The sequence below is a fragment of the Pseudomonas sp. GW821-FHT11D10 genome, from assembly GCF_058808435.1.
This window is the reverse complement of sequence record NZ_JBXARR010000001.1, coordinates 313351-333982: the sequence shown is the minus strand read 5'-3', so window position 1 is coordinate 333982 and position 20632 is coordinate 313351. Positions and strand designations below refer to the sequence as shown.

19 protein-coding genes are annotated in these 20632 nt (G+C 60.7%); all 19 read left to right on the top strand.

Annotated elements, in window-relative coordinates; genetic code table 11:
* Positions 1 to 46 precede the first annotated feature (46 nt).
* The 19 genes from AC1RT4_RS01580 (at position 47) to nuoL (ending at position 20602) form a co-directional block, all read left to right on the top strand.
* Positions 47 to 493: an NUDIX hydrolase gene (locus AC1RT4_RS01580; RefSeq protein WP_007951445.1), complete on the top strand. Its 447-nt coding sequence runs from the start codon at positions 47 to 49 to the stop codon at positions 491 to 493.
* A 59-nt stretch (positions 494 to 552) separates the two neighbouring features.
* A complete protein-coding gene (mnmA, locus tag AC1RT4_RS01575) occupies positions 553 to 1677 on the top strand; it encodes a tRNA 2-thiouridine(34) synthase MnmA (protein ID WP_074688946.1) in 1125 nt (374 codons plus the stop codon).
* Complete coding sequence (gene hflD / locus AC1RT4_RS01570; RefSeq protein WP_039767411.1) at positions 1674 to 2297, top strand: high frequency lysogenization protein HflD; 624 nt, start codon at positions 1674 to 1676, stop codon at positions 2295 to 2297. Before mnmA ends, hflD begins: the two co-directional genes overlap by 4 nt.
* 127 nt (positions 2298 to 2424) lie before the next feature.
* On the top strand, positions 2425 to 3795 hold the full coding sequence (purB, locus tag AC1RT4_RS01565) for an adenylosuccinate lyase (protein WP_039767413.1): 1371 nt from the start codon (positions 2425 to 2427) through the stop codon (positions 3793 to 3795).
* Positions 3796 to 3881: 86 nt separating this feature from the next.
* Complete coding sequence (locus tag AC1RT4_RS01560; protein ID WP_007951451.1) at positions 3882 to 5057, top strand: ribosomal protein uL16 3-hydroxylase; 1176 nt, start codon at positions 3882 to 3884, stop codon at positions 5055 to 5057.
* Positions 5050 to 5475: a GNAT family N-acetyltransferase gene (locus tag AC1RT4_RS01555; RefSeq protein ID WP_007951452.1), complete on the top strand. Its 426-nt coding sequence runs from the start codon at positions 5050 to 5052 to the stop codon at positions 5473 to 5475. Before AC1RT4_RS01560 ends, AC1RT4_RS01555 begins: the two co-directional genes overlap by 8 nt.
* Positions 5476 to 5607: 132 nt before the next feature.
* Positions 5608 to 6360, top strand: a complete 753-nt coding sequence (locus AC1RT4_RS01550; RefSeq protein ID WP_085609247.1) for a secretin N-terminal domain-containing protein — start codon at positions 5608 to 5610, stop codon at positions 6358 to 6360.
* Between the two features lie 476 nt (positions 6361 to 6836).
* On the top strand, positions 6837 to 8162 hold the full coding sequence (gene aceA, locus AC1RT4_RS01545; protein WP_127798722.1) for an isocitrate lyase: 1326 nt from the start codon (positions 6837 to 6839) through the stop codon (positions 8160 to 8162).
* A 547-nt stretch (positions 8163 to 8709) separates the two neighbouring features.
* Positions 8710 to 9123 (top strand): NADH-quinone oxidoreductase subunit A, encoded by a 414-nt coding sequence (locus AC1RT4_RS01540; protein ID WP_003223812.1) that lies wholly within the window; start codon positions 8710 to 8712, stop codon positions 9121 to 9123.
* 10 nt (positions 9124 to 9133) lie between these two features.
* Entirely contained in the window at positions 9134 to 9808 is a 675-nt protein-coding gene (locus AC1RT4_RS01535) for a NuoB/complex I 20 kDa subunit family protein (protein WP_007951456.1), read from the top strand.
* Positions 9809 to 9877: 69 nt separating this feature from the next.
* A complete protein-coding gene (gene nuoC, locus AC1RT4_RS01530; protein ID WP_179694430.1) occupies positions 9878 to 11662 on the top strand; it encodes an NADH-quinone oxidoreductase subunit C/D in 1785 nt (594 codons plus the stop codon).
* Between the two features lie 2 nt (positions 11663 to 11664).
* Complete coding sequence (gene nuoE / locus AC1RT4_RS01525) at positions 11665 to 12162, top strand: NADH-quinone oxidoreductase subunit NuoE (RefSeq protein WP_003223804.1); 498 nt, start codon at positions 11665 to 11667, stop codon at positions 12160 to 12162.
* A complete protein-coding gene (gene nuoF, locus AC1RT4_RS01520) occupies positions 12159 to 13514 on the top strand; it encodes an NADH-quinone oxidoreductase subunit NuoF (protein ID WP_007951458.1) in 1356 nt (451 codons plus the stop codon). The genes nuoE and nuoF overlap by 4 nt, the downstream gene beginning before the upstream one ends.
* 137 nt (positions 13515 to 13651) lie before the next feature.
* On the top strand, positions 13652 to 16366 hold the full coding sequence (gene nuoG / locus AC1RT4_RS01515; RefSeq protein ID WP_007951459.1) for an NADH-quinone oxidoreductase subunit NuoG: 2715 nt from the start codon (positions 13652 to 13654) through the stop codon (positions 16364 to 16366).
* On the top strand, positions 16363 to 17370 hold the full coding sequence (gene nuoH / locus AC1RT4_RS01510; RefSeq protein ID WP_007951460.1) for an NADH-quinone oxidoreductase subunit NuoH: 1008 nt from the start codon (positions 16363 to 16365) through the stop codon (positions 17368 to 17370). The genes nuoG and nuoH overlap by 4 nt, the downstream gene beginning before the upstream one ends.
* Before the next feature lie 11 nt (positions 17371 to 17381).
* Positions 17382 to 17930, top strand: a complete 549-nt coding sequence (gene nuoI, locus AC1RT4_RS01505) for an NADH-quinone oxidoreductase subunit NuoI (RefSeq protein WP_007951461.1) — start codon at positions 17382 to 17384, stop codon at positions 17928 to 17930.
* A 9-nt stretch (positions 17931 to 17939) separates the two neighbouring features.
* Positions 17940 to 18440 (top strand): NADH-quinone oxidoreductase subunit J, encoded by a 501-nt coding sequence (nuoJ, locus tag AC1RT4_RS01500; RefSeq protein ID WP_007951462.1) that lies wholly within the window; start codon positions 17940 to 17942, stop codon positions 18438 to 18440.
* Positions 18441 to 18443: 3 nt separating this feature from the next.
* Positions 18444 to 18752 carry an NADH-quinone oxidoreductase subunit NuoK gene (nuoK, locus tag AC1RT4_RS01495; RefSeq protein WP_003180046.1) on the top strand — a complete coding sequence of 103 codons (309 nt, stop codon included), beginning with the start codon at positions 18444 to 18446 and terminating at the stop codon, positions 18750 to 18752.
* Positions 18749 to 20602 carry an NADH-quinone oxidoreductase subunit L gene (gene nuoL, locus AC1RT4_RS01490; RefSeq protein WP_007951463.1) on the top strand — a complete coding sequence of 618 codons (1854 nt, stop codon included), beginning with the start codon at positions 18749 to 18751 and terminating at the stop codon, positions 20600 to 20602. The genes nuoK and nuoL overlap by 4 nt, the downstream gene beginning before the upstream one ends.
* The last annotated feature ends 30 nt before the right edge of the window (positions 20603 to 20632 follow it).

The window sequence follows — 20632 nt, the reverse complement described above, 5'->3', positions numbered from 1 at the left end:
CGTGCCGGGGTTTGTGTTTCTGCCTTTCGCCCAGGAGATTCAATCAATGCAATGGCTCCCCCACATCACCGTCGCCACCATCGTCGAGGACAACGGTCGTTTCCTGATGGTCGAGGAACACAAAGCCGGGCGTAACGTGCTCAATCAGCCCGCCGGCCATCTGGATCCGGACGAAACCCTGATCGAAGCCGCCGTGCGCGAAACCCTCGAAGAAACCGGCTGGGACGTCGAGCCCACTGCTGTGGTCGGCATTTATCTGTACACCGCCCCGAGCAATGGCGTGACTTACCAGCGCGTGTGCTTCAGCGCCAAGGCCGTGAAACATCACCCGGATTATCAGCTCGACGACGGCATCGTCGGCGCCAAGTGGCTGACCCGCGACGAATTATTGGCCCAACGCGATAACTGGCGCAGCGAGCTGATCATCCGTTGCATCGATGATTATCTGGCCGGCAATCGCTTCGGCCTCGAACTGATCCGCCCTTCCCTTTAGCCTTGAGGCCGTGAGCCTGATAGAATCGCGTCCTTTTTCAAGACACTCATTGAATCCCTATGCGTGATCCAGCCCCTTCTGACACATCCAAGAAGCGCGTCATTGTCGGCATGTCCGGCGGCGTGGACTCTTCCGTTTCCGCTCTCCTGCTGATCGAGCAGGGCTATGAAGTGGAAGGCCTGTTCATGAAGAACTGGGAAGAAGACGACGGAACGGAATACTGCACCGCCATGGACGACCTGGCGGATGCTCAGGCTGTGTGCGACAAGATCGGTATCAAGCTGCACACGGCCAACTTCGCCGCCGAGTACTGGGACAACGTGTTCGAGCACTTCCTGGCCGAATACAAGGCCGGCCGCACGCCGAACCCGGACATCCTGTGCAACCGCGAGATCAAGTTCAAGGCGTTCCTCGACTACGCCATGATGCTCGGTGCTGACCTGATCGCCACCGGCCACTACGTGCGCCGCCGCGATATCGATGGCCGCACCGAGCTGCTCAAGGGCCTGGACCCGAACAAGGATCAGAGCTACTTCCTGCACGCCGTCGGCGGCGAACAGATCGCCAAGACCCTGTTCCCGGTCGGCGAACTGGAAAAGCCGGAAGTCCGTGCGATTGCCGAGAAATACGAACTGGCGACCGCCAAGAAGAAGGATTCCACCGGGATCTGCTTCATCGGCGAGCGCCGTTTCAGCGATTTCCTCAAGCAATACCTGCCGGCCCAACCGGGCGAGATCAAGACCACCGAAGGCGAAGTCATCGGCCGTCACCACGGTTTGATGTACCACACCATCGGCCAGCGCCAGGGTCTGGGTATCGGCGGCCTGAAAGACGCCGGCGACGAGCCGTGGTACGTGCTGCGCAAGGATCTGGACACCAACGAGCTGATCGTCGGCCAGGGCAACAACCATCCATGGCTGTTCTCCAGCGCCCTGCTCGCTTCGGAAATCTATTGGGTCAACCCGATCGATTTGAGCCAGCCGTTGCGCCTGACTGCCAAGGTTCGTTATCGCCAGAGCGATCAGGCCTGCACGCTTGAGAAAACCGAGACAGGTTATCGCGCCGTGTTCGACGAGCCGCAACGCGCAGTCACGCCGGGCCAGTCGGTGGTGTTCTATGACGGTGAAATCTGCCTCGGTGGCGGCGTGATCGAAGTCGCCGAGCCGTGGAGCGGCCAGGCATGAGCCCGACTCAGGAGCAACTGACCGCTCTGGGCGGCGTGTTTCTCGCCGCCGTGCTGGTCGACCGGATCGCCAAGACCGGTCAGACCAACGAGGCCGGCCTGAGCTGCATGCTCGGCAGCCTGCTGGTTCGCGACCCGAAAGATACCCTGGATGTTTACGGCGGCGACGATATCAACCTGCGCGAGGGTTACCGCGCGCTGATCGGCGCCCTCGAGCGCGACCCGAGCACCTTGCAGCGCGAGCCGCTGCGTTATGCGCTGTCGATGCTCGGCCTTGAGCGGCAACTGGCCAAGCGCAACGACATGCTCGACGTGATCGGCAAGCGCTTGCCGCAGATCCAGTCGCAGGTCGAGCATTTCGGCCCGGCCCACGAAAACGTGATCGCGGCCTGCGGTGCGCTGTATCAGGACACCCTGAGCACGCTGCGCCAACGCATTCAGGTGCATGGCGACATGCGTAATCTGCAGCAGCCGAGCAACGCCTCGAAGATCCGCGCCCTGCTGCTCGCCGGCATTCGCTCGGCACGCCTGTGGCGCCAGCTCGGCGGTCACCGCTGGCAGCTGGTCGTGAGCCGGCGCAAATTGCTCAAAGAGCTGTATCCGTTGATGCGCAGCGAGTAAATCGTCGCGCAATAAAAGCTTTGTAGTCTGTAACGCGTAATACGCCGGTCAGTTGGCGACGGACCGGCGGATTTTTTCATGTATGATACGCGCCCCATTTCGTTGCCCGACTGTCCGAGAACACCCCATGCAGCTCTCTTCGCTCACTGCGGTTTCCCCTGTTGACGGCCGCTACGCCGGCAAAACCCAGGCCCTGCGCCCAATTTTCAGCGAGTACGGTCTGATCCGTGCCCGCGTTCTGGTTGAAGTGCGCTGGCTCCAGCGCCTGGCCGCTCACGCCGGCATCCCGGAAGTGCCAGCCTTCTCCGCCGAAGCCAACGCCGTTCTGAACGAACTGGCCGAGAACTTCTCGCTGGAGCACGCCGAGCGCGTGAAAGAGATCGAGCGCACCACCAACCACGACGTAAAAGCGATCGAATACCTGCTCAAAGAGCAAGCGGCCAAGCTGCCTGAGCTGGCCAAGGTCAGCGAATTCATCCACTTCGCCTGCACCAGCGAGGACATCAACAACCTGTCCCACGCCCTGATGCTGCGCGAAGGCCGTGACGACGTGATGCTGCCGCTGATGCGCCAGACTGCCAACGCCATCCGCGAACTGGCCATCCGCTTCGCCGACGTGCCGATGCTGTCGCGTACCCACGGTCAGCCGGCTTCGCCGACCACCCTGGGTAAAGAGCTGGCGAACGTGGTTTACCGTCTCGAGCGTCAGATCGCTCAGGTCGCTGCCGTTCCGCTGCTGGGCAAGATCAACGGCGCTGTCGGCAACTACAACGCTCACCTGTCGGCCTACCCGCAGATCGACTGGGAAGCCAACGCCCGCGCCTTCATCGAAGACGAACTGGGTCTGGGCTTCAACCCGTACACCACGCAGATCGAGCCGCACGACTACATCGCCGAGCTGTTCGACGCCATTGCGCGCTTCAACACCATTCTAATCGACTTCGACCGTGACATCTGGGGCTACATCTCCCTGGGTTACTTCAAGCAGCGCACCATCGCCGGCGAAATCGGTTCGTCGACCATGCCGCACAAGGTCAACCCGATCGACTTCGAAAACTCCGAAGGCAACCTGGGCATCGCCAACGCACTGTTCCAGCACCTGGCGAGCAAACTGCCGATTTCCCGCTGGCAGCGCGACCTGACCGACTCCACCGTTCTGCGTAACCTCGGTGTCGGCTTCGCCCACAGCGTGATCGCGTACGAAGCGAGCCTCAAAGGCATCAGCAAGCTCGAGCTGAACGCTGACAAGATCGCTGCCGATCTGGACGCTTGCTGGGAAGTCCTGGCCGAGCCGATCCAGACCGTGATGCGTCGCTACAACATCGAAAACCCGTACGAGAAGCTGAAAGAACTGACTCGCGGCAAGGGCATCAGCCCTGAAGCGCTGCAGACTTTCATCGATGGCCTGGACATGCCGGCCGCGGCGAAAGCCGAGCTCAAGCAACTGACGCCGGCCAACTACATCGGCAACGCTGTAGCGCAAGCCAAACGCATCTGATCGACTGCTTGACCCGCTTGAGACGCCCGGCCGCGCCGGGCGTTTTTATTCCCGTCTGAAAAATGCTTTTTTTCAATAGGTTACATATGAATCCCGATATTCCTCTTCAACTTCTGGGTGGTCTTACGGCGCGCGAATTCATGCGCGATTACTGGCAGAAAAAACCACTGCTGATCCGTCAGGCGATTCCTGATTTCGAAAGCCCGATCGACGCCGACGAACTCGCCGGCCTGGCCCTGGAAGAAGAAGTTGAATCGCGTCTGGTGATCGAGCACGGCGAGCGTCCCTGGGAACTGCGTCGCGGCCCGTTCGCCGAAGACGAATTCAGCAAACTGCCGGAGCGCGAGTGGACCCTGCTGGTGCAGGCCGTCGATCAGTTCGTACCGGAAGTCAGCGAGCTGCTGGAAAACTTCCGCTTCCTGCCAAGCTGGCGCGTCGACGACGTGATGATCAGCTTCGCCGCCCCGGGTGGCAGCGTTGGTCCGCACTTCGACAACTACGACGTGTTCCTGCTGCAAGGCCACGGCAAGCGCAACTGGAAAATCGGCCAGATGTGCGACTCCGAAAGCCCGCTGCTGCAACACGCGGACCTGCGCATCCTCGCCGAATTCCACGAGACAGAAGAGTGGGTCCTGGAACCGGGCGACATGCTCTACCTGCCGCCGCGCCTGGCCCACTGCGGTGTTGCCGTCGATGACTGCATGACCTACTCGGTCGGCTTCCGCGCCCCGAGCGCCGCTGAAGTGCTGACCCACTTCACCGACTTCCTCAGCCAGTTCCTGACTGACGAAGAGCGCTACACCGACGCCGACGCCAAGCCGGTCAGCGATGACCCACATCAGATCCAGCACGATGCACTCGGCCGCCTGAAAGCGTTGCTCGCCGAGCACATGAGCGACGAACGCCTGCTTCTGACCTGGTTCGGCCAGTACATGACCGAACCGCGTTACCCGGAACTGGTGGTCGGCCCGGAAGAAGTCGAGGAAGAAGACCTCCTCGGCGCGCTCGAAGACGGCGCCATCCTGATCCGCAACCCGAGCGCGCGCCTGGCCTGGTCGGACGTCGATGACGATCTGCTGCTGTTCGCCAGCGGCCAGAGCCGTTACCTGCCGGGCAAGCTGCGCGAACTGCTGAAGCTGATCTGCTCCGCCGACGCCCTGCACACCGACAACCTCGGTGACTGGCTGAGCGACGAAGACGGTCGCGGCCTGCTGTGCGAACTGGTCAAACAGGGAAGCCTGGGGTTCGCCGACGATGAATAAGATTCGCGTACGTGTTGCAGACTGGCAAAAGGACAACGCCGAGATCCGCCGCATTCGCGAAACGGTGTTCATTGCCGAACAATCGGTTCCACCCGAGCTTGAGTGGGACGCCGATGACGCCACGGCGGTGCATTTCCTGGCTTTCGAAGGCGACTTTCCGATCGGCACCGCCCGCCTCTTGCCTGACGGGCATGTCGGCCGGGTTTCGGTACTGAAGGACTGGCGCGGCCTGAAGGTCGGCGATGCGCTGATGCAAGCGGTGATTGCCGAAGCGGAAGCTCGCGGCCTGAAGCAGCAGATGCTCAGCGCCCAGGTACAGGCCACGGCGTTCTATGAGCGCCTGGGTTTCAACCTGGTCAGCGAGGAATTCCTCGAAGCCGGGATTCCGCATGTCGATATGGTTCGTCATTCGGCCTGAACGATCACGTAACACGCAAAACGCCCCGCCATCTCACGATGCCGGGGCGTTTTGCTGTCTACGATTCAACTTGCCCCACCCCGGGCCGACAAACTGGCAATATCAAGCCTTTCGAAAGCGGAGATAACGGACATGTCCCTACGCACCCTGCTCACCACCCTGCTGCTCGGCTGCAGTTTTTCGGTGATGGCAGCCACAGAAATCGTGCCCCTCAAGTACCACACCAGCGCCGACATGCTGCCGGTGGCCCAGGATTTCCTTGGCAAGGACGGTCAGGTCAGCGCCTATGGCAACCAGCTGATCGTCAAGGCCGAGCCCGGCAAGATCGAAGAGCTCAAGGACCTGCTCTCGCAGCTCGACACCGCGCCCAAGCGCTTGCTGATCACGGTCGACACCAACGAAAACAACGGTCGGGGCGACGAAGGCTATTCGGTCAACGGCGCGCAGACCCGCATCATCAGCCGCAGCACTGCCAGCCGTGACGGCGGCATTCAGCAGATCCAGGCCAGCGAAGGTGCACCGGCGCTGATCCAGGTCGGCCAGAGCGTGCCGATCACCAGCAGCCAGACCAACTCCTACGGCGATTACAGCAGCCAGACTCAATATCGCAACGTCACCCAAGGGTTTTACGTCACTGCCAGCGTCACCGGCGAAACCGTTCACCTGGCCATCAGTACCAACCGTGACCGCATGAGCCAGGAACGTCCCGATGTAGTGAACGTGCAAAGCACCGACACAACCGTCACCGGACGCCTGGGCGAATGGATCACCCTCGCTGGCGTGAATCGTCAGACCCAGGCCGACAAACAGGGCCTGGCCCGCAGCTACTCGACTCAAGGCCGTGATGACATGACGTTAAGGGTGAAAGTCGACACGCTGGACTAAAGCACCAAAAACTGACTGATTAGTCGTATTAGACGAAAGATGTAGTGCTTGAAAAAAAGCACTACAAAACGTTTGACGAGCCAAAAAAGCGAAGGCATGATGGCCTCGCTCCCGCTAATCAGAGGCCCTGGCAAGGGCCTTCGAAGCGATGCTCGCACCCATCCCCGCGAGCCGTTTCGTGTCTGTACCGCCCACAAGGTGTGTTTGACGAGGTTGCCGACTGGAACGAAGTTGTCCCGAGGGACGGAAGCGTAATTAGGTAACCCGGCTTTACACTGTAGTTCGCATAAAGGCCCACGACGCCCGAATGCGCCCGCCAGTTCGCCTTTACCTGCTCACTTCCCCTCGAGCCCATCGTTCATCCCGTCGCCTGCCCCGCCGAACCCGACCTGACCACCTAAGCTTCTGGTCAGCGAGCGCAAGGAATTTTCCACCGCAGAACAACTTTTCATAAAGACGCGACGAGGTTTATCTCCATGGCACTGACACGCGAACAGCAAATTGCAGCCCTTGAAAAAGACTGGGCTGAAAACCCGCGCTGGAAAGGCGTGACTCGCAATTACTCCGCTGCTGACGTCGTCCGTCTGCGTGGCTCGGTTCAACCAGAGCACACCTTTGCAAAAATGGGCGCCGAAAAACTGTGGAACCTGGTCACCCAGGGTGCCAAGCCGTCCTTCCGCCCAGAGAAAGATTTCGTCAACTGCATGGGCGCCCTGACCGGCGGCCAGGCTGTGCAACAGGTCAAAGCCGGTATCCAGGCGATCTACCTGTCGGGCTGGCAAGTCGCTGCGGACAACAACTCCGCCGAATCGATGTACCCGGACCAGTCGCTGTACCCGGTGGACTCGGTTCCAACCGTGGTCAAACGCATCAACAACTCGTTCCGTCGTGCCGACCAGATCCAGTGGAAAGCCGGCAAGAACCCGGGCGACGATGGCTACATCGACTACTTCGCGCCAATCGTGGCTGACGCCGAAGCCGGTTTCGGCGGCGTACTGAACGCCTACGAGCTGATGAAGAGCATGATCGAAGCAGGCGCCGCCGGCGTTCACTTCGAAGACCAGCTGGCTTCCGTGAAGAAATGCGGCCACATGGGCGGCAAGGTTCTGGTTCCAACCCAGGAAGCCGTGCAGAAGCTGACCGCTGCTCGTCTGGCTGCCGACGTTGCCGGTGTACCGACCATCATCCTGGCCCGTACCGACGCCAACGCTGCCGACCTGCTGACTTCCGACTGCGACCCGTATGACAAGCCGTTCGTAACCGGCGATCGTACCCAGGAAGGTTTCTACAAGGTTCGTGCCGGTCTGGACCAGGCAATCGCCCGTGGCCTAGCCTACGCGCCGTACGCCGACCTGATCTGGTGCGAAACCGCTAAACCAGATCTGGACGAAGCCCGTCGTTTCGCCGAAGCGATCAAGAAGGAATACCCGGACCAGATCCTGTCGTACAACTGCTCGCCTTCCTTCAACTGGAAGAAAAACCTGGACGACGCGACCATCGCCAAGTTCCAGCGCGAACTGTCCGCCATGGGTTACAAGCACCAGTTCATCACCCTGGCCGGCATTCACAACATGTGGCACAGCATGTTCAACCTGGCGCACGACTACGCCCGCAACGACATGACTGCCTACGTGAAGCTGCAAGAGCAGGAATTCGCTGACGCCGCCAAGGGTTACACCTTCGTGGCTCACCAGCAGGAAGTGGGCACTGGCTACTTCGACGACATGACCACCGTGATCCAGGGCGGCACGTCCTCGGTGACCGCGCTGACCGGTTCGACCGAAGAAGAACAGTTCCACTGATCGACTTCGCCTGAGCGAACGGCCTTTGCGGACCGTATAGAAAGCTAACCGCATTGCCGAAAAACTGACGCCCCGACTGGTTCGGGGCGTTTTTTTTGCCTGCGGTTTTCCGGGCACCTCAGGGATTGGCACAACCTGTCAGGCAAAACATTGATCCAGAGCGGTATCCGCATCGCGAAAATCGGCTAAAACGGGCGCCGCCGCTACTTGCAGTAACGCGCATATAAGACAACTTCCCAACTACTGACCCGTTAAACAGTTACGAAATCACTCCAAACGATATTAATTATCATTTAGCGGCAACTATGTTCGTTACATTTCCTACAAAACATAATTCGTGAAATTCCGGCTAATGCCCGCAACGCATGGGCTGCGGGCCCTTCGAGGTGCGCTATGTCCTTATTCCAATAAATAATTTCGCTATAGGAATTTTACTTGCCGGGTGTTTAGCCATAAAATCAGCGCGATTGATTGCTGCGACATATCGTCACTGCCTTATTTCTTTATCAAGCTCAGAGACCTTTGCTCTCTGTTAAGGATTTCCAGCATGCCCGAAGCGACAGGACTCATGGCCCACAACTGGGGCTTTGCCATTTTCCTTCTGGGTGTAGTCGGCCTGTGTGCCTTCATGCTCGGCGTCTCCAGCCTCCTCGGGTCAAAAGCCTGGGGCCGCAGCAAAAACGAACCGTTCGAGTCCGGCATGCTACCTACCGGTGGCGCCCGCTTGCGGCTCTCAGCCAAATTCTATCTGGTCGCGATGCTCTTCGTGATCTTCGATATCGAAGCCCTCTTTCTCTTTGCATGGTCTGTGTCCGTCCGCGAAAGCGGCTGGACCGGATTCGTCGAAGCCCTCGTTTTCATAGCAATTCTGTTGGCAGGTCTTGTCTACCTGTTCCGAGTGGGCGCCCTTGACTGGGCTCCGGAAGCTCGTCGCAAGCGGCAGGCGAAGCTGAAACAATGAGGCTTTGGCAATGCAATACAATCTCACCAGAATCGACCCCGATGCTCCTAACGAGCAGTATCCGATCGGCCAGCGGGAAACCGTTTCCGATCCGTTAGAAGATCAAGTCCACAAAAACATTTTCATGGGCAAGCTGGAAGACGTGCTGAGTGGCGCGGTCAACTGGGGACGTAAGAACTCCCTGTGGCCGTACAACTTCGGTCTGTCGTGCTGCTACGTGGAAATGACCACCGCCTTCACGGCGCCCCACGACATCGCGCGCTTCGGCGCCGAAGTTATCCGGGCATCACCGCGTCAGGCCGACTTCATGGTTATCGCCGGGACCTGCTTCATCAAGATGGCGCCGATCATTCAGCGCCTGTACGAGCAGATGCTCGAGCCCAAGTGGGTGATCTCGATGGGTTCGTGCGCCAACTCCGGCGGCATGTACGACATCTACTCCGTGGTTCAGGGGGTGGACAAGTTCCTGCCCGTTGACGTCTACGTACCTGGCTGCCCGCCCCGTCCAGAAGCATTTCTGCAAGGCTTGATGCTGTTGCAGGAATCCATTGGCCAGGAGCGTCGCCCACTTTCCTGGGTCGTTGGCGATCAAGGCGTTTATCGCGCCGACATGCCTTCGCAGAAGGAACAGCGCCGCGAACAGCGAATCGCAGTCACCAACCTGCGCAGCCCTGACGAAGTCTGATCCAGTCTGTTTCAAAGAAACGAGAAGCTGGCTTCATTCTTTACGTTGACCGAAAGCGAAAAAATAACCATGACTACAGGCAGTGCTCTGTACATCCCGCCTTATAAGGCAGACGACCAGGATGTGGTCGTCGAACTGAACAACCGTTTTGGCGCCGAAGCGTTCACCGCTCAGCCGACCCGCACCGGCATGCCGGTGCTGTGGGTGGCTCGCGCCAGACTCGTCGAAGTCCTGACCTTCCTGCGCAACCTGCCCAAGCCGTACGTCATGCTCTATGACCTGCACGGCGTGGACGAGCGTCTGCGCACCAAGCGTCAAGGGCTGCCGAGCGGTGCCGATTTCACCGTGTTCTATCACCTCATGTCGCTGGAACGTAATAGTGACGTGATGATCAAGGTCGCCTTGTCCGAGAGCGACCTCAGCTTGCCGACCGTCACCAGCATCTGGCCGAACGCCAACTGGTACGAGCGTGAAGTCTGGGACATGTACGGCATCGACTTCAAAGGTCACCCGCACCTGTCGCGCATCATGATGCCGCCGACCTGGGAAGGTCACCCGCTGCGCAAGGACTTCCCGGCGCGCGCCACCGAATTCGATCCGTTCAGCCTGAACCTGGCCAAGCAACAGCTTGAGGAAGAAGCCGCGCGCTTCCGTCCTGAAGACTGGGGCATGAAGCGTTCCGGGGCGAACGAGGACTACATGTTCCTCAACCTGGGTCCGAACCACCCTTCGGCTCACGGTGCGTTCCGCATCATCCTGCAACTGGACGGTGAAGAGATCGTCGACTGCGTTCCGGACATCGGTTACCACCACCGTGGCGCCGAGAAGATGGCCGAGCGTCAGTCCTGGCACAGCTTCATTCCGTACACCGACCGTATCGATTACCTCGGCGGCGTGATGAACAACCTGCCGTACGTGCTCTCGGTCGAGAAGCTGGCCGGCATCAAGGTGCCAGAGAAGGTCGACGTCATCCGCATCATGATGGCCGAGTTCTTCCGGATCACCAGTCACCTGCTGTTCCTGGGCACCTACATCCAGGACGTCGGCGCCATGACTCCGGTGTTCTTCACCTTCACCGACCGCCAGAAGGCGTACACGGTGATCGAAGCCATCACCGGTTTCCGTCTGCACCCGGCCTGGTACCGCATCGGCGGCGTCGCTCACGACCTGCCGCGCGGCTGGGAAAAACTGGTGAAAGACTTCGTTGAATGGCTGCCGAAGCGCCTCGACGAATACACCAAGGCCGCCCTGCAGAACAGCATCCTCAAGGGTCGTACCATCGGCGTTGCCCAGTACAACACCAAAGAGGCCCTGGAATGGGGCGTCACCGGTGCCGGCCTGCGCTCCACCGGTTGCGACTTCGATCTGCGTAAAGCGCGTCCGTACTCCGGCTACGAGAACTTCGAGTTCGAAGTGCCGCTGGCTGCCAACGGCGATGCCTACGACCGCTGCATGGTTCGCGTCGAAGAGATGCGCCAGAGCGTCAAGATCATCGACCAGTGCCTGCGCAACATGCCGGAAGGCCCGTACAAGGCGGATCACCCGCTGACCACGCCGCCGCCGAAAGAGCGCACGCTGCAGCACATCGAAACCTTGATCACGCACTTCCTGCAGGTTTCGTGGGGACCGGTCATGCCGGCCAACGAATCCTTCCAGATGATCGAAGCGACCAAGGGCATCAACAGTTATTACCTGACGAGCGACGGCGGCACCATGAGCTACCGTACCCGGATCCGTACTCCGAGCTTCCCGCATCTGCAACAGATCCCTTCGGTGATCAAAGGCAGCATGGTCGCGGACCTGATTGCGTACCTGGGTAGTATCGATTTCGTTATGGCCGACGTGGACCGCTAAGCATGAACAGCACGCTTATCCAGACAGACCGTTTCACCCTGAGTGAAACCGAGCGCTCGGCCATCGAGCACGAGCTGCATCACTACGAAGACCCGCGCGCGGCGTCGATCGAAGCCCTGAAGATCGTCCAGAAGGAACGCGGCTGGGTGCCGGACGGCGCCCTGTACGCCATCGGCGAGATCCTCGGCATCCCGGCCAGCGACGTTGAAGGCGTGGCCACGTTCTACAGCCAGATCTTCCGTCAGCCGGTCGGCCGTCACATCATTCGCGTCTGCGACAGCATGGTCTGCTACATCGGCGGCCACGAGTCGGTGGTCAGCGAAATCCAGAACAACCTGGGTATCGGCCTGGGTCAGACCACCGCCGACGGTCGTTTCACCCTGCTGCCGGTCTGCTGCCTCGGCAACTGCGACAAGGCACCGGCGCTGATGATCGATGACGACACCTTTGGCGATGTCCAGCCTGCCGGCGTCGCCAAACTGCTCGAGGGCTACGTATGACCCTGACCTCTTTCGGTCCTGCCAACCGCATCCAGCGTTCGGCCGAGACTCACCCGCTGACCTGGCGCCTGCGTGACGACGGCGAAGCCGTGTGGCTCGACGAGTACCAGGCCAAGAACGGTTACGCCGCTGCGCGCAAGGCCTTCGCCGACATGGATCAGGACGCCATCGTCCAGACTGTGAAAGACGCCGGCCTCAAAGGTCGCGGCGGTGCAGGCTTCCCCACTGGTGTGAAGTGGGGCCTGATGCCAAAGGACGAATCCATCAACATCCGCTACCTGCTGTGCAACGCGGATGAAATGGAGCCGAACACCTGGAAAGACCGCATGCTGATGGAGCAACTGCCCCATCTGCTGATCGAAGGCATGCTGATCAGTGCCCGCGCGCTGAAAACCTACCGTGGCTACATCTTCCTGCGTGGCGAGTACACCACCGCTGCCAAGCACCTGAACCGTGCCGTGGAAGAAGCCAAGGCAGCCGGCCTGCTGGGCAAGAACATCCTGGGCAGCGGCTTCGATTTCGAGCTGTTCGTCCACACCGGCGCCGGGCGTTACATCTGCGGTGAAGAAACCGCACTGATCAACTCCCTCGAAGGCCGCCGCGCCAACCCGCGCTCCAAGCCGCCCTTCCCTGCCGCCGTTGGCGTCTGGGGCAAGCCGACCTGCGTGAACAACGTTGAAACCCTGTGCAACGTACCGGCGATCATCGCCGACGGCGTGGACTGGTACAAATCGTTGGCCCGCGACGGCAGCGAAGACATGGGCACCAAGCTCATGGGCTTCTCCGGCAAGGTCAAGAACCCTGGCCTGTGGGAACTGCCATTCGGCGTGACCGGTCGCGAACTGTTCGAAGACTACGCCGGCGGCATGCGCGACGGCTTCAAGCTGAAAGCCTGGCAGCCAGGCGGCGCCGGCACCGGTTTCCTGTTGCCGGAACACCTCGACGCACAAATGTACGCCGGCGGCATCGCCAAAGTGGGCACCCGTATGGGTACCGGCCTGGCCATGGCGGTGGACGACAGCGTCAACATGGTGTCCCTGCTGCGCAACATGGAGCAGTTCTTCGCCCGCGAATCCTGTGGTTTCTGCACCCCTTGCCGTGATGGCCTGCCATGGAGCGTCAAGCTGCTGATGGCCATCGAACAAGGCCGCGGTCAGCCAGGCGACATCGAGACCCTGCTGGGTCTGGTCAACTTCCTCGGCCCGGGCAAGACCTTCTGTGCTCACGCACCGGGTGCCGTGGAGCCGTTGGGCAGTGCCATCAAATACTTCCGTCCAGAGTTCGAAGCCGGTATCGCGCCTGCAAGCGCCGCCGTCCCGCCTCTGGCGAAGCCGATCGTAGTCGGCGCGTAAACGCTTAAAAAAGGCGAAGGGTCCGTGCCCTTCGCCTTTCGTCCGATGACGCCTTTCGGGGCTGACTGGATTCGGACGGATAACAAGATTCCATTAGCCACGCCCGCTGACACCGGGCCAACGAAGACCTTTGAACCATGGCCACTATCCACGTAGACGGCAAAGCGCTCGAAGTCGACGGGGCAGACAACCTGTTACAGGCATGTCTGTCGCTGGGCCTCGACATCCCTTATTTCTGCTGGCACCCCGCGCTTGGTAGCGTCGGGGCCTGCCGCCAGTGCGCGGTCAAGCAGTACACCGACGAGAACGACACCCGTGGTCGCATCGTCATGTCCTGCATGACCCCTGCCACCGACAACACCTGGATCTCCATCGACGATGAAGAATCCAAGGCGTTCCGCGCCAGTGTCGTTGAATGGCTGATGACCAACCACCCGCACGACTGCCCTGTGTGCGAGGAAGGCGGTCACTGCCACCTGCAAGACATGACCGTGATGACCGGCCACAACGAGCGCCGTTATCGCTTCACCAAACGTACCCACCAGAACCAGCAACTGGGCCCGTTCATTTCCCACGAAATGAACCGCTGCATCGCTTGCTACCGCTGCGTGCGTTTCTACAAGGACTACGCCGGCGGCACCGACCTCGGTGTATTCGGCGCCCACGACAACGTGTACTTCGGTCGCGTTGAAGACGGCACCCTCGAAAGCGAGTTCTCCGGCAACCTCACCGAGGTCTGCCCGACCGGTGTGTTCACCGACAAGACTCACTCCGAGCGCTACAACCGCAAGTGGGACATGCAGTTCTCGCCGAGCATCTGCCATGGCTGCTCCAGCGGTTGCAACATCTCCCCGGGCGAGCGTTACGGCGAACTGCGTCGCATCGAAAACCGTTACAACGGTTCGGTGAACCAGTACTTCCTGTGCGACCGTGGCCGTTTCGGTTATGGCTACGTCAACCGCACCGACCGTCCACGTCAGCCGCTGCTGGCCGACGGCACCAAGCTGAGCCTGGACGACGCGCTGGATAAAGCCGCCGACCTGCTGCGCGGTCGCAACATCGTCGGTATCGGTTCGCCGCGTGCCAGCCTCGAAAGCAACTACGCGTTGCGTGAACTGGTGGGCGCCGAGCACTTCTACTCCGGTATCGAAGCCTCCGAGCTGGAACGCATCCGTCTGGTCCTGCAAGTGCTGAAAGACAGCCCGCTGCCAGTGCCGAACATGCGCGACATCGAAGACCACGACGCCGTGTTCGTCCTCGGTGAAGACCTGACCCAGACCGCCGCCCGCATGGCCCTGGCCCTGCGTCAGTCGGTAAAAGGCAAGGCCGAAGACATGGCCGAAGCCATGCGCGTTCAGCCTTGGCTCGACGCCGCGGTGAAGAACATCGGTCAGCACGAGCTGAACCCGCTGTTCATCGCCAGCCTGGCTGAAACCAAGCTCGACGACATCGCCGAAGAATGCGTGCACGCCGCTCCTGACGATCTGGCACGCATCGGTTTCGCCGTGGCTCACGCCCTGGACGCCAGCGCACCGGCCGTTGAAGGTCTGGACGCCGAAGCCCTGGAACTGGCCAAGCGCATCGCCGACGCCCTGCTCGCCGCCAAGCGTCCGCTGATCATCGCCGGTACTTCGCTGGGCTCCAAAGCCTTGATCGAAGCCGCTGCGAACATCGCCAAGGCCCTGAAGCTGCGCGAGAAGAACGGTTCGATCAGCCTGATCGTGCCGGAAGCCAACAGCCTCGGTCTGGCCATGCTCGGTGGCGAATCGGTTGATGCCGCGCTGCAAGCGGTCATCGACGGCAAGGCCGACGCCATCGTCGTGCTGGAAAACGATCTGTACACCCGTACCGCCAAGGCCAAGGTCGATGCGGCACTGAACGCTGCGAAAGTAGTGATCGTTGCCGACCATCAGAAGACCGCCACCAGCGATCGCGCGCATCTGGTTCTGCCAGCCGCCAGCTTCGCTGAAGGCGACGGTACGCTGGTCAGCCAGGAAGGTCGCGCCCAGCGCTTCTTCCAGGTTTTCGACCCGCAATACATGGACGCGAGCATTCTGGTCCACGAAGGCTGGCGCTGGCTGCACGCCCTGCGCGCCACCCTGCTGAACCAGCCGATCGACTGGACGCAACTCGACCACGTGACCGCTGCCGTTGCTTCGAGCACCACGCAACTGGCCCGTATCGTCGACGCCGCACCGTCCGCCTCGTTCCGCATCAAGGGTCTGAAACTGGCGCGTGAGCCGCTGCGTTACTCCGGTCGCACCGCGATGCGCGCCGACATCAGCGTTCACGAACCACGCACCCCGCAAGACAAGGACACCGCGTTCGCCTTCTCGATGGAAGGTTACTCGGGCTCCGCCGAACCTCGTCAGCAAGTGCCGTTCGCCTGGTCGCCGGGCTGGAACTCGCCGCAAGCCTGGAACAAGTTCCAGGACGAAGTCGGTGGTCACCTGCGCGCTGGCGATCCGGGCACCCGCCTGATCGAAAGCACCGGTGATTCGCTGAACTGGTTCGCCAGTGTTCCGCGCGCGTTCAACCCGGCCCAGGGCACCTGGCAAGCCGTGCCGTTCTACCACCTGTTCGGCAGCGACGAGAACTCGTCGAAAGCCGCTCCGGTCCAGGAACGCATCCCGGCCGCCTACGTTGCACTGGCCAAGTCCGAAGCGGACCGCCTGGGCGTCAACGACGGCGCACTGCTGAGCCTCAATGTTGCCGGCCAGACCCTGCGTCTGCCACTGCGCATCAATGAAGAGCTGGGCGCTGGCCTGGTTGCACTGCCGGCCGGTCTGGCAGGCATTCCGCCGGCGATTTTCGGCCAAACCGTTGATGGTCTGCAGGAGGCAGCGCAATGACCTGGTTCACCCCTGAAGTGATCGATGTGATCCTGACGGTCATCAAGGCCATCGTGATCCTGCTGGCCGTGGTGGTCGCAGGCGCGTTGCTCAGCTTTGTCGAGCGTCGCCTGCTGGGCTGGTGGCAGGACCGTTACGGTCCGAACCGCGTTGGCCCCTTCGGCATGTTCCAGATCGCGGCCGACATGCTGAAGATGTTCTTCAAGGAAGACTGGACCCCGCCGTTTGCCGACAAGGTGATCTTCACCCTGGCACCGGTGGTGGCCATGTCCGCCCTGCTGATCGCGTTCGCGATCATCCCGATCACCCCGACCTGGGGCGTGGCGGATCTGAACATCGGCCTGCTGTTCTTCTTCGCCATGGCGGGTCTCTCGGTCTACGCGGTGCTGTTCGCCGGCTGGTCGAGCAACAACAAGTTCGCCCTGCTGGGCAGCTTGCGTGCCTCGGCGCAGACCGTGTCCTACGAAGTGTTCATGGGCCTGGCCCTGATGGGCATCGTGGTGCAGGTCGGCTCGTTCAACATGCGCGACATCGTCGAGTACCAGGCGCAGAACCTGTGGTTCATCATTCCGCAGTTCTTCGGCTTCTGTACCTTCTTCATCGCTGGCGTGGCCGTGACTCACCGTCACCCGTTCGACCAGCCGGAAGCGGAACAGGAACTGGCCGACGGTTACCACATTGAATACGCCGGTATGAAATGGGGCATGTTCTTCGTCGGTGAATACATCGGCATCATCCTGATCTCGGCGCTGCTGGTCACCCTGTTCTTCGGTGGCTGGCACGGTCCGTTCGGCATCCTGCCGCAACTGTCCTTCGTCTGGTTCGCACTGAAGACCGCGTTCTTCATCATGCTGTTCATCCTGCTGCGCGCTTCCATCCCGCGTCCGCGTTATGACCAGGTGATGGATTTCAGCTGGAAATTCTGCCTGCCACTGACCCTGATCAATTTGCTGGTGACCGCTGCAATCGTGTTGTGGAACACGCCTGCGGTTGCGGTTCAGTGAGGATTTGACCCATGTTCAAATATATTGGCGACATCGTTAAGGGTACCGGTACCCAGTTACGCAGCCTGGTCATGGTCTTCGGCCATGGCTTTCGCAAGCGCGACACCCTGCAATACCCGGAAGAGCCGGTCTACCTGCCACCACGCTACCGTGGCCGCATCGTCCTGACCCGCGACCCCGACGGCGAAGAACGCTGCGTAGCCTGCAACCTGTGCGCCGTGGCCTGCCCGGTGGGTTGCATCTCGCTGCAGAAAGCTGAAACCGAAGACGGTCGCTGGTACCCGGACTTCTTCCGTATCAACTTCTCGCGCTGCATTTTCTGCGGTCTCTGCGAGGAAGCCTGCCCGACCACCGCGATCCAACTGACCCCGGATTTCGAGATGGCCGAGTTCAAACGTCAGGACCTGGTGTACGAGAAAGAAGATCTGCTGATCTCCGGCCCCGGCAAAAACCCTGATTACAACTTCTATCGTGTTGCAGGTATGGCCGTTGCGGGCAAGCCGAAAGGCGCCGCACAAAACGAAGCCGAGCCGATCAACGTGAAGAGCTTGCTGCCTTAAGGAAGAACGATGGAATTCGCTTTCTATTTCGCATCGGGTATCGCTGTTGTGTCCACACTGCGTGTGGTCACCAACACAAATCCTGTGCACGCCCTGCTCTACCTGATCATTTCGTTGATCGCCGTGGCCATGACCTTCTTCGCACTCGGCGCTCCGTTCGCCGGCGTGCTGGAAGTGATCGCCTACGCTGGCGCCATCATGGTGCTGTTCGTGTTCGTGGTGATGATGCTGAACCTGGGCCCGGCCTCGGTTCAGCAGGAACGCACCTGGCTCAAGCCCGGGATCTGGGCGGGGCCGGTGATTCTCGCCGCCCTGCTGCTGGCCGAACTGCTGTATGTGCTGTTCGCTCACCAGAGCGGTCAGGCCATCGGCCACACCACCGTCGATGCAAAAGCCGTGGGCATCAGCCTGTTCGGTCCGTATCTGCTGGTGGTCGAACTCGCCTCGATGCTGCTGCTCGCTGCAGCCGTCACGGCGTTCCATTTGGGCCGTAACGAGGCGAAGGAGTAAGACATGCCTGCTATCCCTCTCGAACATGGATTGGCCGTCGCCGGCATCCTGTTCTGCCTTGGTCTGGTCGGCCTGATGGTCCGCCGCAACATTTTGTTCGTGTTGATGAGTCTGGAAGTGATGATGAACGCCTCTGCACTGGCTTTCATCGTTGCGGGCGCCCGCTGGGCGCAACCGGATGGACAGATCATGTTCATCCTGGTGATCAGCCTTGCAGCCGCCGAAGCCAGTATTGGCCTGGCGATCCTGCTGCAACTGTATCGCCGCTTCCACACGCTCGATATCGACGCTGCCAGTGAGATGCGCGGATGAACCTACTCTTTCTGACTTTCGTATTCCCTCTGATCGGGTTCCTGCTGCTGTCGTTCTCGCGCGGCCGCTTCTCGGAAAACCTGTCGGCGCTGATCGGTGTCGGCTCCATCGGCCTGTCTGCCATCGTCGCGGCCTACGTGATCTGGCAATTCAACGTCGCTCCACCGGAAGGTGGCGTCTACACCCAGGTGCTGTGGCGCTGGATGTCGGTGGAAGGTTTCCAGCCTAACTTCGCGCTGTACCTGGATGGTCTGTCCGTGACCATGCTCGGTGTGGTCGTCGGAGTCGGCTTCCTGATCCACCTGTTTGCATCGTGGTACATGCGTGGCGAAGACGGTTACTCGCGCTTCTTCTCGTACACCAACCTGTTTATCGCCAGCATGCTGTTCCTGATCCTGGGCGATAACCTGCTGTTCATCTACTTCGGTTGGGAAGGCGTGGGCCTGTGCTCGTACCTGTTGATCGGTTTCTACTACAGCAACCGCAACAACGGTAACGCCGCACTCAAAGCCTTCATCGTCACCCGTATCGGCGACGTGTTCATGGCGATCGGCCTGTTCATCCTGTTCCAGCAACTGGGCACGCTGAACGTCCAGGAACTGCTGGTGAAAGCGCCTGAGCACTTCAAGGTCGGCGATTTCTGGATCGTGCTGGCGACCCTGATGCTGCTGGGTGGTGCGGTCGGTAAATCGGCTCAACTGCCGCTGCAGACCTGGCTTGCGGACGCGATGGCCGGCCCTACCCCGGTTTCGGCACTGATCCACGCCGCAACCATGGTGACTGCCGGTGTCTACCTGATCGCCCGTACCCACGGTCTGTTCGCCCTGGCGCCGGACATCCTGCACCTGGTCGGCATCGTCGGTGGTGTGACCCTGGTACTGGCCGGTTTCGCCGCGCTGGTGCAAACCGACATCAAACGTATCCTCGCCTACTCGACCATGAGCCAGATCGGCTACATGTTCCTGGCGCTGGGCGTTGGCGCCTGGGAAGGCGCGATCTTCCACCTGATGACCCACGCCTTCTTCAAGGCCCTGCTGTTCCTTGCTTCCGGTGCGGTGATCGTTGCCTGCCACCACGAGCAGAACATCTTCAAGATGGGCGGCCTGTGGAAGAAACTGCCGCTGGCCTACGCCAGCTTCATCGTCGGTGGTGCCGCCCTGGCCGCTCTGCCACTGGTCACCGCAGGCTTCTACTCCAAGGACGAAATCCTCTGGGAAGCGTTCGCCAGCGGCAACCACGGTCTGCTTTATGCAGGTCTGGTCGGCGCATTCATGACGTCGCTGTACACCTTCCGCCTGATCTTCATCGCGTTCCACGGTGAAGCCAAGACCGAAGCCCACGCCGGTCACGGCATCGCTCACTGGCTGCCGCTGTCGGTGCTGATCGTGCTGTCGACCTTCGTCGGCGCCATGATCGTTCCACCGCTGCACGGCGTACTGCCTGAGAGCGTTGGCCATGCCGGTGGCGAAGCCAAGCACAGCCTGGAAATCGCCTCGGGCGCCATCGCCCTGGCCGGTATCCTGCTGGCGGCCCTGCTGTTCCTCGGCAAGCGTCGCTTCGTGACCGCGATCGCCAACAGCGGTATCGGCCGTCTCCTTTCGGCCTGGTGGTTCGCTGCCTGGGGCTTCGACTGGATCTACGACAAACTGTTCGTGAAGCCGTACCTTGCGATCAGCCACATGCTGCGCAAAGACCCGCTCGACCAGACCATCGGTCTGATCCCGCGTATGGCCAAGGGTGGTCACACCGCCCTGAGCCGTACCGAAACCGGTCAACTGCGTTGGTACGCTGCTTCGATGGCTGCTGGTGCCGTGTTGGTCATCGGCGCTGTCGTGCTGGTAGCGGTCTGATATGAACCTTGCGAATTTGCGAAAGGAAAC